This is a genomic window from Streptomyces sp. NPDC043726, assembly GCF_056436565.1.
In genome coordinates this window covers 171,703-183,250 of the sequence record NZ_JBWKCI010000015.1, presented here as the reverse complement: position 1 = coordinate 183,250, position 11,548 = coordinate 171,703, and the positions used below count along the sequence as shown (strand labels likewise).

Genomic DNA, 11,548 nt, shown 5'->3' with positions numbered 1-11,548 from the left:
GGCGGCGCCCTGCCGGAGCCGTCAGCCGGAGGTGAGTCGAGGCAGCCCGCCGGCCCCTGTAAGGTTTCAGGGTCAAACTGTTGCCTCGTCAGTACGACCATCAGAAGGTGGTTCCGGCGACCACCGTGGACGCCTGGGGCCGCACGCTCTGGTTGATCTGCCCTGATGCCGAACTGAGCCCCAGGTCGTATGGCAGCCCCTACCCCCAGCCCCGCCGCCGCCCGTACGACGCACTTCTCGTGATCGACGACGCCGGCACCGTCCGCGAGCAGACCCTGCGCGGCCTGAGCGTGCGGGTGACCCACCTCGACGCGCTGCCCACCGGCCGGCTCATCGTGCAGGGACACAGCGCCACCGGCGACCGCGGCGCGCAGATCTACGGGACGGACGGCCGCCCCCGCCGCAGCTTCACGATGGGATGCGCAGTCGAGTTCCGGATGGCGGACCGGCGCCACCAGCGCCCCCGGCCTTGTGCGCTGGGACAGCGGCGGCAACCGGCAATGGACGTACACATTTGGTACGTGATGGATGCCTAGCCGGGAGATCAGCCCGGTCGCCCGTCGCCCGCGAGACCTCGTACACCACGTTCATCGCTCGATTCAGTCGATTCCACACTTGAATCGAGCGTATCCATCCGGCATGGTGCTTGAATCAAGCGTCAGGCCTGCGGTTCGCGTAGGCGGAAGAGGTGCTGCATGGACGAGATCGACCGGGCCATCCTGCGGGAGCTGCAGGTCGACGGCCGGATCCCGTACGCCGATCTGGGGCCGAAGGTGGGGCTGTCGCCCTCGGCCGCAAGGCTCCGCCTGCAGCGGCTGATCGACGCCAAGGCGGTCCAGGTCGTGGGAGTGACCGACCCGATGACCATGGGCCAGCAGGCGATGGCGCTCCTGGGCCTGCGTGTTGGCGGCGATCCCCGGGCGGTCGCCGATGAGCTGTCCCGGCACGACGAAGTGGTGTACACGGTCCTGACGGCCGGCGGCTTCGACCTGTTCGCGGAAGTGGTGTGCCGTCACCCTCGGGATCTTCTGGACTTCATCAACGACGTCGTACGGCCCATCGAGGGTGTCGCATCCGTGGAGAACTTCCCCTACTTCGGGATCCACACGCACCGCTTCTTGTGGCATGTCGACTGAGGCATCCGAGCATCGCAGCCCTGTTCGCCCGCACCAGCCGAGGAACCCCGCATGAAGCCCGAAGAGCACCGCACGATCGACTTCTTCACCGAGGACGCCCTTCCCGCACCCCGCGTGACACCGGCCGAGGCGGAGCGCATCGCGGCAGAGCACCTCGGCATCACCGCTCGCGCGCAGGCACTGGGCAGCCAGCAGGACGCCAACTTCCTCCTGCGCATTGACGATGCGACGCCCGCGGCGGTTCTGAAGATCGCCAACCCTGCCTTCGGCGCCACGGAGATCGACGCCCAGGACGCGGCAGCCGACCTGATCGCCTCGACCCACCCGGACCTGCGCGTCGCCACGGTCCTGCGCCACCCCGACGGCTCCCCGCGTCGCACGACGGTGGACACCGAGACCGGTCCAGCCGTCGCGCGTCTGCTGCGCTACCTGCCCGGCGGCACCTTCTCGGGACCTCGGCACCTGTCACCGGCCACGGTGGCGGCCATGGGCACGATCGTCGGAAAGGTGAGCACTGCCCTGCGCGGCTTCCGGCACCCGGGGCTGGACCGTGTGCTCCAGTGGGACCCGCAGCACGCCGACCGTGTCGTCGCCAGGCTCGCCGGGCACATCTCCGAGCCCGACCGGCGTGCCGCCGTACAGCAGGCGACCGCCGAGGCCTGGGCACACGTCCACAAGCTCGCCGCCGCACTGCCGTCCCAGGCCGTGCACCTGGACCTGACCGACGACAATCTGATCCGCAGTCCCGGCAACCGTCTGCCCATGCCGGACGGAGTCATCGACTTCGGTGACGTCACCACGAGCTGGGCGGTCGGCGAACTGGCCATTGCACTGTCCTCCCTGCTCCACCATGACGGTGTCGAGCCCCACCACCTGCTGCCGGCCGTCCGCGCCTTCCACGCCGTTCGGCCGCTCTCCGAAGAGGAGGCGGAGGCGTTGTGGCCGCTGGTGATCCTGCGCGCCGCCGTCCTGGTGGCCAGTGGGCGGCAGCAGGCTGCCGTAGACGAGGACAACGATTACGCCAAGGCCGCCCTCGACCGTGAATGGCGCATCTTCGAACAGACCGTCTCGCTCCCGCTGCCGGTGATGACCGGCCTCGTCAGGGACGCGACCGGCACGGCCGCCGCGCCCGCCCGCACCACACAGGTCGATGAGCCGGTACCGCCTCTCCTACGAGGCCTCGCCGCCGACGACATCACCCTCCTCGACCTGTCCCCCGACGCCGAGTGCATGGACCTCGGAGCATGGATGGACACCGGCACCGAGGAGCGGCTCGCGGCCTCCGCGCTCGCGGACGGAGCGGCCGCCGTCGCCACCCCTTACGGCCGTACCCGGCTCACTCGGTCCCAGGCGCTGTCCACGGTGTCGACCGCCACGGTGCCCACCGGAATCGACCTCTGGCTCGGCCGGGATGCCGTGCTCCAGGCACCCGCCGCGGGCAGGGTCCTCGCCGCGGCACCGGGTCACATAGAACTCACCCACGGCACGCAGGTACTGTCCCTTTCCCTCACCCACGAGGACCGGCTGCCCCTGGTCAGCACGGGTGCGACGGTGGAGGCTGGCGAGGAGATCGCCCACCTCGGCTCCGGCACCACAGTGCACGTCGCGCTGCGCGCTGCCGACGGCCCCGACATCCCGCGCCTGGTCCGGCCCGAGTACGCCCCCGGCTGGCTCGCGCTCACTGCGGACCCCGGCCCCCTCCTCGGCCTTCCGGCCCACTCCGACCGTACGCGCGACAGCGACCTGCTCGATCGGCGCGACGCCGTGTTCGCCACCGTGCAGGGGCACTACTACGCCAACCCTCCCCGCATCGAACGGGGTTGGCGCCATCACCTGCTGTCCACCGAGGGCCGCGCGTATCTGGACATCGTCAACAACGTCACACCGCTGGGCCACGCGCACCCCCGGGTGGAACAGGCCGTTTCCCGGCAGTTGCGGCGGCTGAACACCAACTCGCGGTTCCACTACTCCTCGGTGGTGGAGTTCACCGAACGCCTCGCCGGGCTGCTTCCCGAGCCCCTGGACACGGTGTTCCTCGTCAACTCCGGTTCCGAGGCGGTGGATCTGGGTCTGCGGCTGGCGATCGGGGCCTCAGGGCAGCACGATGTCGTCGCACTGCGCGAGGCGTACCACGGTTGGACGTACGCCTCCGACGCGGTCTCCACCTCGCTGCAGGACAACCCCAACGCCCTCGCAACCCGCCCGAGTTGGGTGCACACCGTGGACTCCCCAAACGCCTACCGAGGCCGGCACCGCGGCACGGACGCCGTACGCTACGCGCCCGAGGCCGTCGCGGTGATCGACGAACTGGCCGCTTCCGGCCGCCCGGCGGGGGCATTCATCGGCGAGACCTACTACGGCAACGCCGGAGGCGTCGCCCTTCCCGACGGCTACCTCGCCGAGGTGTACGCGGCGGTGCGCCGCCACGGTGGCCTCGCCGTCGCCGACGAGGTGCAGGTCGGCTACGGCCGCCTGGGCCACTGGTTCTGGGGCTTCGAGCAGCAGGGGGTCGTGCCCGACATCGTCTGCGTCGCCAAGGCCGTGGGCAACGGACACCCCCTCGGTGCCGTCATCACCTCCAAAGAGGTCGCCGAGCGCTACCGCGAACAGGGCTACTTCTTCTCCTCCACCGGCGGCAGCCCGGTCTCCAGCATCGTCGGCCTCACCGTTCTGGACACCCTGCGCGACGAGGATCTCCAGGGCAACGCGGCGCGTGTCGGCAGTCATCTCAAACGCCGCCTCGAGGCACTGGCCGACCGCTTCGGCATCATCGGCGCCGTCCACGGCTCGGGCCTCTACCTCGGCCTCGAACTCATCAGGGACCACACCACCTTGGAGCCCGCCACCGAGGAGACCGCCGAACTCTGCGACCGGATGCTCGACCTAGGCGTCATCGTCCAGCCCACCGGCGACCACCTCAACATCCTCAAGATCAAGCCCCCGTTGTGCATCGACCCCGCCGCCGCGGACTTCTTCACCGACATGCTCGACCTGGCCCTCAGCCAACTCGGCCACGGCCACGCCGGCTGAGGACCGGCCAGCCCCAACAAGTTCGCGGCCCGTCGGGCGGCGCAGTCACGGCAGCCGCTTCCTATGCCACGGGCCTGCCACCGCCGGCACAGTTGGCACCGATGAGGTCAGGGCCGGCACCCTCACGCGTGCGCGGGCAAGACGCCGCCGTCGACCGCGGTGGCAACCATGCGGGCGGTGGCTTCCAGCGTGTCCAGCGAGTCGACAACGGCGTCTTCCAGCGACACACCGAACTGCGCGTCGAGGGCGACCAGGACCTCGACGAGGGCCAGTGAGTCCAGGCCCAGACCGGCGAAGCCGGCCTGGGGGGTGATCTGCTCGGCCGTCAGATGATCGTGCTTGCGCAGCGGAATCTGCACGGAGGCGTCGTAGACGTCCTGTTCGGTGGGTGTCATGGAAAGCTCCCTTTCCTAGCTGTTCAGGCGGCCAGCACCGTGCGGGCGCCGGCGGCGATGTCTCCGTTGGTGATCAGTTCGTCCATCAGCAGCGGAATGGAGGCCGCGGACGTGTTGCCGACCCGGTCGACGTTGGCGTGGCACCGGTCCTCGGGCAGGCCGAGCAGCTCGCCGACAGTGGTCAGGATCCGGCGGCCAGCCGGCCTGCTCGGCGACGCTGCGGGAGGCTTTGGCCATCCGGGGTACGGCGTGGGCGAACACCTCCCGTCCGCGCATCCGCGGCCACGCCTGGCCGGGCTCGGTGACCTGTGGCGTACGCGATCCCCCTTCGGGGGTGATGATCAGGTCGAACCGGCTGCCGTCGCTGCCCAGTCGGCACGAGCGCACGGCGCCTGGCTCATCGGCACGCCCCGCACGCAGTACGAGGCCCCGGCCCCGTCGGCGAAGATCACCGAGGTGTCGCGGTCGGTGCTGTCCACGATGGTCGAGATGGTGTCCGCGTCGATCACCACGACCGTCTTGGCGCTCCCGGAACGGATGTAGGCGTCGGCGGTAGAGCTAGGGCGTAAAGAAGCCCCGAGCACACCGCAGCCACGTCGAAGGGGGGAATCCCGGACAGGCCCAACTCGGCGGCCACCCACGGGGCGGTGGCCGGGCAGTGGTGGTCGGGGGTCGTGGTGGCCAGCACCAACAGGTCCACCGGGGGACGCCCGGCCCGTTCCAACGCGGCTCGGGCGGCGGCCACGGCCAGGTCGCCGGTACTGGTGCCCGGCTTGACCCAGCGGCGGGTGCCGATCCCGGTGCGCGACCGGATCCAGGCGTCGTCGACGTCCAGACCCATCGCCGCGAAATCGGAGTTGCCCACCACCCGTTCGGGCAGGTGGGAGCCGGTGGCGACGATGACTCAGGAGACGGGCTCGAACGTGGTTCCGCAGCCTGAGCAGCGCTGAGGGTGGCCAGTACAGTCGCGGGCATGACGCGACCATTGCTGCGGGCGATCGAAGCCGGCGGGCGTACGGTGGACGATCCGACCGAGGAAGCCCTGCACGACCTGCTGGCTGATATGAACCTCAGCCACCCCTTCGTGATCTTCGAGAGGCTCGACAGAGAGCCTGTGGATCAGCACTACATGCAGGTGCATCTCAACGACGACCTGAGCTACCAGGTGGAATACCGCGAAGGCAGCGCGGACAGGCACTTCCAGGCCCATGTCCCATGGCCAGGCGATGTGATCGGCCCGGAGCCCATCGTCAGAGTGATGATCGACTGGGCACACGATCGCGGTGGGTGGCGTGAGGCACTGCCGTGGGCTCCCATGCCCTGCTGAGGGTGTCACAGCCAGGCCGCTGGCGAGCATGCCAAGACGGCAGGCGTGCCTTGCGACGGTCGCACGGGGGCACGGGGGCACTGCTCTGGTGCTCCTCGCCCTCATGTGCGGATGGCCGGGTGGGTGATGCCGTACTCGCGCGCGAAGCGGTTCGCTTCGGCCACGGAGCCCGCCATGCGGTGCAGCCAGAACGCGTAGGCCACAGACTCCATCTGCGGGTCCGTCAGGTCCAGTCTCCACCGGCTTCCGGCCTGGGCGCGCGACGCGCTGTGGACCTGCTCGGCAAGCCCGGCGGCCGTCGGCACCTGAAGGTCGTCGGCGAGTCTGACGAACGTCCGGAGCACCTTCATCTGGGACGGCAGCAGTTCCACCAGCCGCCGCCCCTCCCCCGGATCCCTATCGCCGAACTCGGACTCGGGCCGGGCGCGGCCGTAGGTGAGGGCGTCGCGGCCGTGCGAAGTCAGACGGACCGCCCATCGCACTGGCCTGCCCTCGAGCGCCGACAGCTCTGCCCGGTCCTCACGGCTGGCCAGCTCCACCACACCCTGGGCCAGGAGCAACTCCACGGCCTGCCGACTGCCCCGTGATACGCCCGTCTCCAGCACCCAGCCATGGCGGCACACCGCGCTGTCCACCATCTCGAGGATGGCCAGCACCGTCTGCCTGCTTCCCGCCATCAATTCTCCTTTGCCGCCGCGGCCTTGCTCTTTTGGACCGCAGCGACGCTAGCCGAACCTGCCGCGTCGCGGCCTTCCGTGCGAGACACAGCATGGCGCCTCCACGAGTTGCTTGACGCTCGTCGCGCCACGCAGGGCCCAACACCCCGACTCGTTGTGACTCTGCGCGGCACGGGTCACAACAAGTCAGGTGCACTCTCCTTGGCTGGATCCTTGGATGCCGTGAGATCCGGAGCGTCGGTCGGCGCAACGGCCCGCAGTGCCGCTTCGACCCGGCGGTTGTTGGTCATGGACGATGTGACCGCAGTCATCGTCAGGAGCAGGACCGCGGCGGCGTAGAGCGGGGTCCGGACGTCGTACGTGGTGGCCAGCCAGCCGCCGAGGAAGGCGCCGAAGGGTGCGGCACACATGGCCAGCATCCGCGAGGTGGAGGCGACTCGGCCAATGAGGTGGGCCGGGACGATCGCCTGCCGGAGAGAGGGGCCGAGCACCATCGTGGCGCCCATACCGGCTCCGCAGACGGCGAGCGCGAGGCCGGCGACGTACGGGTTCGGGGCGGCGGCAAGGCCCAGGATGGCGAGCCCTTCCACGGCGGCCGTGCAGGTCAACGCGGTGCCGGTGCCGAGTCGCCGGCCGAGGTAGGAGGCGATTGCTGCACCGATCAGGCCGCCGGTGGCCTCCGCCGTGAGGAGCAGGCCGAAGCCGTAGGTGTCTATGCCGAGGCGGTCGTGCGCGAAGAGGGCGAGGACGGTCTCCACGGCGAGGAAGGCGATGTTCCCGACCGCCGGGCGGAGCGCGAGCCCGAGCAGCAGCCGGTCCCGGAAGACGTACGAGGCCCCGGCCCGCGCCTGACAGAGCAGCGACTCGCGGATCTCCGGCACTGGACGGGGCATGGCGGGAAGCGACCGTACGAGCAGTGCGGACACCGTGAACGACACCGCGTCGGCGAGCAGCGGGATCGCCCGTCCGAGCGCGAGCAGCGCGCTGCCCGCGGGCGGCCCCGCGAAGCCGGACATGGCGGTCTGGGCGCCGCGCAGGCGGGAGTTGGCGCGTTCCAGGAGTGCGGGGTCGCGGCCGAGCAGATCCGGCAGATAGGCCGTGGCGGCTGTGTCGAAGAAGAGTCCGCCGAGGCCGAGCAGGAAGGCGACGGCCGCGAGGAGCGAAATGCTCAGCATGTCGAGCGCGGCCGCTGCCGCCGGTATCACGAGCAGCATCGCACGTGCCGCGTCCACGACCCACATCGTGCGCCGGCGGTCCCAGCGGTCCACCAGTGCACCGCCGAGTATGCCGAAGAGCAGCCACGGCAGCGTCCCGGCGGCCGTGACGACGGCGAGCGCCATCGGATCGCGCGTCAATGTCAGTGCGAGCAGCGGCATCGCGGCGTGCGACACCCCGTCGCCGAGCGAGGAGATCGTCTGCGCGGTCCACAGCCGTCCGAACCCGGTCGGCAACTTCCGTATCTCTGAGGTCACTTGGCGTCCCCCTCGGGCTGGTTGCGCGGGGCCGAGTGGAACAGCGCGAAGACCAGTGACGCGTCCGGCAGCGAAGGATCGGACAGCTCGCGGTATTCGTCCGCCAGCGCCTCGAGCCGTGCCCCCAGCTCCGCGAACTGCTCGTCGGTGAGCCGCAGATGAGCCATCCGCACATGCCGTTCGCCGTCCACCGGCGACGCCTCCAGGTCCGCCACCGCATGTCGCATCAGCACATCCGGCCCGCCCTCGCCCGGATCCGGCAGCACGATCGACCGCGCGGCCATGGCGTAGTACCGCTCGGTGACACCCCGCACCTTCCGCGTCCGCACCACCTTCACCAGGCCGGCCCGCTCCAGCAGCCGCACGTGATAGCTGGAACTCCCCTTCGCAAGGCCCACCCGTTCGGCGATCTGCGTGATCGTCGCCGGCTCGAAGCGGAGCACGGCCATGATCCGGTGGCGCGTGAGATTGGAGACGGCGCGCAGTTGCTCGTCCGTGGTGACGTGAAACGTCTCGGGAAGGTCATCGGTAGGCATGCGAGCAATGGTCAACGAGTCTTGACCATTGCGCAAGGGGATTTCGCACAAACCTCCCCACCACTGAAGAGCGGCTCGGCGCCCGGCCGTTGGTGCGCAACGGTCCTCAAAGTCGGGTACGACCGGCGGGGGGGCGGGGAATGGTGAACGGCCGCGCCTGCCGACACGCAGACAAGGCCATTACGGCTCCACCTGCACGCCCTCGATCCGCGGTGCGGCGGCACCTAGGACACGACGGTCCGCCTTCGTGAGCGCTCCGCGGCGAGTTCCGCGGCGGCCCGGACCGCGGCTTCGGCGCAGTGCGGTGAGGACCAGGTACACGCGGTGCGCTGGGCCAGGGCGTATTGGTCGGCGGCCTTCTGGTGTTCGCCGAGGAGGCGGTAGAGGTCGGCCAGGGCGTGGGCGAGCGGGCGGGTGGCGTAGGCGGCGCCCGCCGTTCCGGCGAACTGCTCGCGCAGCGGGAGCAGATGCTCGATCAGCGCGAGGGCGGCCTCGGTGTCGCGCTGGAGGACGGCGAGCCGGGAGCGGAAGTCGAGTTCGACGCCGTAGAGGTGATCGGCCACGGGTTCGGGTGGCAGTTGGACGGCCCGTGCCTCGTCGTGCCGGCCGAGGAGGGCGAGGATGAGGGCCATCAGCACTCCGACGGGGGCGCCGACACGGTCGTAGACCCGGCGCATGAGCGGCTCGATCTCCACCGTGCGTTCCTGGGTCAGCCTGATGGTGGCCAGGGCGAGTGTGCGCAGGCCCTGGGCCTGGTGGGTGCCGACGCGTTGCAGCAGGACGTCGGCCTCGGTGTAGCGGGTCTCCGCCTCGTCGAAGTGGCCTTGGACAGCTGCCAGCATGGCCGTGGTCGCGGTGCTGAGCCCTTGGGCCCACACCATGCGGTACCGGACGGCGAGGGTCTGCCCTTCCTCGGTGTGGTGGCGCACCGCGGCCGGGTTGTTCAGGGCGGCGGCGATCTGCGCGTCAAGGTGTTCGGCGGTCCAGCGGTAGGCGGCGAGGTCGTGGGCGCGAGCGAGTGCGCGCAACTCGGCAACGAGCGGGGGCCGTTGCGGGGCGTGCTGCTCGTGCGGGAGGAGCTTCGCGGAGGTCATCAGGGCTGCGGCCAGCAGACGAGGGTCGCCGCCCGCCCGGGCCAGCAGCAGTTGGGTGCGGGCTGCCTCGGCTGCGCGGGGCGGTTCCGTGGCGGCGAGGGCGTTCGCGAGGGCCTGGAGCACTCCGGCCCGCGTGGCATCGTCCAGGTGTGGATCGCCGGCCAGTTCCTCGATGCGTCTGAGGACGGCAGGGTCGTCGGCGGTCGCCAGTCGGCTGGGCCAGGGGCTCGGTTCGGTCCACGCGCCGTAGACGGCGGCGACCAGGTCGCCTCGACCCGCGCGTTCGGCCAGTTCGACGGCGCGCTGGCGGGTGCGGCGGGCCGCGTCCGTCGATCCGGCGCGTACCTGCGCGCCGAGCAGGCGTGTCAGAAGACGGACAGTCTCTTCCGGACGGTCGGCGGCTGCCTGGGGTCCCGCCGTGGCGGAGTGCACGTCGATGGCCTGCTCGACGAGGGCCATAGCCACCTCGTGCGCATATCGACGCTCCGCTGCCTGGGCCGCGCGCAGGGCGTAGTCGACGGCCAGGGGCGCGTCGGCGGCAGCGCCCGAGCGGGCGAAGTGATGGGCGAGGGCGGCCAGGTCGTCGGGGTGGCGTCGGCGCAGGACGTCGGCGATACGGCCGTGCAGGCGCGCGCGTCGGACGCCGGGTAGATCGGTGTATACGGTGTCGCGGACCAGGGCGTGTTCGAAGCGGACGCGGCCAGGTCGTGGCGCGGTGAGGAGATTCGCCGTCAGGGCGGCGTCGAGTCCGTCCAGTACGTCACGCTCGTCCGTTTCGGCGGCCTCGGTCAGAACGTCGACGTCGGCTTCGATGCCTGCGACGGCCGTGACGTGGAGCGCCGTTCTGGCAGCTTCCGGGAGCAGGGCCAGCCGTCGGCGCAGGACGTCCCGTACGCCGTGGGGCACCTCCGAGATGGCGACCAGAGCGCCTTCGCCGGCCAGCAGGCGGGCGCTTTCGAGGACGTAGAAGGGGTTGCCGCCGGTACGCCGGGCGAGTGCCGTCAGGGTGTCGGGGTCCACGGTTTCGCCGCAGACGGCCTTCACGACCGTGGCCACGTCGCGCGGGGGCAGGCCTCCCAGGCTGATGCGGTGCGGGACTCGTGGGGCGAGGTTGGCGAGGGTTTTGACGAGGTGTTCGCCGACTTCGGCGGGCCGGTAAGTGGCGACGGTGAGCAGCGGTACGCCGGTGACGGCGGCGGCCGTCTCGAGGAGGGCCAGAGTCTCGCTGTCGGCGCGGTGCAGATCCTCGACCACTACTGCGAGCGGTGCCGTGGTGGCCGAGGCGCGCAGCCACGCGGCGGCGGCGCGGTGCATACGGAAGCGTCCGGTGGTGGCGTCGTCGGGGGCGATGGCGGCGGTGTTGTCGGGCTCGTCGAGCAGGACGGCGAGTTCCTGGGGAGCGGCCGGTGGCTGGTCAACAGCCAGCTCGCCGAGCAGCTGCGTCCAGGCCCAGGCCGGTGGTGCGCCGTCGAACTCGGGGCAGCGGCCGACGAGGACGGTCCATCCGGCGGAGCGCAGGCGGGCGGCGAGGCGGCCGATGAACGCGGACTTTCCCGCACCCGGTTCGCCGGTCACCAGGAGCGTTCCGCCGGTGTCCCGGGCGGCGGCTGCGACGGTGTCCGCGGTGTGCAGCTCGGCGGTCCTGCCGACGAAGAGGTCGCGGTGTGCGGGCCGGGCGGTGGTGGCGAGCGGGTCATGGGCGCCCTGAACGGGGTCGGCAGTGACGGCAAGCGGGTCATGGGCGCGCAGTGCGGCGCGGTGGGTGGCGGTGACCGTGGTCGGGTCGGCTGGAGAAGGTTGGTCAGCTGAGGAGGATGGGTCAGCCGGTGATGGTGGGGCGGCCAGGGAAGGGCCGTCAGCCGGGGATGGCCAGTCCGCCAG

At 70.8% G+C, this 11,548-nt stretch carries 12 protein-coding genes; 4 read left to right on the top strand and 8 right to left on the bottom strand.

Features of this window, described 5'->3' with window-relative positions; translation table 11 throughout:
• Window positions 1-80 precede the first annotated feature (80 nt).
• From AC068Z_RS35535 to AC068Z_RS35525, 3 genes are all read left to right on the top strand, one after another.
• The gene (locus tag AC068Z_RS35535; protein WP_478565390.1) at window positions 81-536 is read left to right on the top strand and encodes a hypothetical protein; all 456 of its coding nucleotides are present in this window, start codon (window positions 81-83) and stop codon (window positions 534-536) included.
• A gap of 159 nt (window positions 537-695) precedes the next feature.
• Window positions 696-1,136, top strand: a complete 441-nt coding sequence (locus AC068Z_RS35530; RefSeq protein WP_478565387.1) for an Lrp/AsnC family transcriptional regulator — start codon at window positions 696-698, stop codon at window positions 1,134-1,136.
• A 51-nt stretch (window positions 1,137-1,187) separates the two neighbouring features.
• Entirely contained in the window at window positions 1,188-4,166 is a 2,979-nt protein-coding gene (locus AC068Z_RS35525; RefSeq protein WP_478565384.1) for an aminotransferase, read from the top strand.
• A gap of 122 nt (window positions 4,167-4,288) precedes the next feature.
• On the opposite strand, the gene AC068Z_RS35520 is transcribed toward AC068Z_RS35525, so the two are convergent.
• The 4 genes from AC068Z_RS35520 to AC068Z_RS35505 all read right to left on the bottom strand — a co-directional run bounded on the left by AC068Z_RS35520 (window position 4,289) and on the right by AC068Z_RS35505 (window position 5,426).
• The gene (locus AC068Z_RS35520; RefSeq protein ID WP_478565381.1) at window positions 4,289-4,561 is read right to left on the bottom strand and encodes an acyl carrier protein; all 273 of its coding nucleotides are present in this window, start codon (window positions 4,559-4,561) and stop codon (window positions 4,289-4,291) included.
• A gap of 23 nt (window positions 4,562-4,584) precedes the next feature.
• Complete coding sequence (locus tag AC068Z_RS35515) at window positions 4,585-4,719, bottom strand: 3-oxoacyl-[acyl-carrier-protein] synthase III C-terminal domain-containing protein (RefSeq protein WP_478565481.1); 135 nt, start codon at window positions 4,717-4,719, stop codon at window positions 4,585-4,587.
• Window positions 4,720-4,902: 183 nt separating this feature from the next.
• Complete coding sequence (locus AC068Z_RS35510; RefSeq protein WP_478565378.1) at window positions 4,903-5,073, bottom strand: hypothetical protein; 171 nt, start codon at window positions 5,071-5,073, stop codon at window positions 4,903-4,905.
• The gene (locus AC068Z_RS35505; RefSeq protein WP_478565375.1) at window positions 5,067-5,426 is read right to left on the bottom strand and encodes a hypothetical protein; all 360 of its coding nucleotides are present in this window, start codon (window positions 5,424-5,426) and stop codon (window positions 5,067-5,069) included. The genes AC068Z_RS35510 and AC068Z_RS35505 overlap by 7 nt, the downstream gene beginning before the upstream one ends.
• A gap of 108 nt (window positions 5,427-5,534) precedes the next feature.
• Here AC068Z_RS35505 and AC068Z_RS35500 point away from each other — a divergent pair, with 108 nt between their 5' ends.
• The gene (locus AC068Z_RS35500) at window positions 5,535-5,888 is read left to right on the top strand and encodes a hypothetical protein (RefSeq protein ID WP_478565372.1); all 354 of its coding nucleotides are present in this window, start codon (window positions 5,535-5,537) and stop codon (window positions 5,886-5,888) included.
• 101 nt (window positions 5,889-5,989) lie between these two features.
• On the opposite strand, the gene AC068Z_RS35495 is transcribed toward AC068Z_RS35500, so the two are convergent.
• From AC068Z_RS35495 to AC068Z_RS35480, 4 genes are all read right to left on the bottom strand, one after another.
• Complete coding sequence (locus AC068Z_RS35495; protein WP_478565369.1) at window positions 5,990-6,565, bottom strand: DUF6417 family protein; 576 nt, start codon at window positions 6,563-6,565, stop codon at window positions 5,990-5,992.
• A gap of 176 nt (window positions 6,566-6,741) precedes the next feature.
• Window positions 6,742-8,037: an MFS transporter gene (locus AC068Z_RS35490; protein ID WP_478565366.1), complete on the bottom strand. Its 1,296-nt coding sequence runs from the start codon at window positions 8,035-8,037 to the stop codon at window positions 6,742-6,744.
• Window positions 8,034-8,573 carry an ArsR/SmtB family transcription factor gene (locus tag AC068Z_RS35485; protein WP_478565363.1) on the bottom strand — a complete coding sequence of 180 codons (540 nt, stop codon included), beginning with the start codon at window positions 8,571-8,573 and terminating at the stop codon, window positions 8,034-8,036. The genes AC068Z_RS35490 and AC068Z_RS35485 overlap by 4 nt, the downstream gene beginning before the upstream one ends.
• A 224-nt stretch (window positions 8,574-8,797) precedes the next feature.
• On the bottom strand, window positions 8,798-11,548 hold a 2,751-nt coding region (locus AC068Z_RS35480), incomplete at its 5' end, for an ATP-binding protein (RefSeq protein ID WP_478565360.1).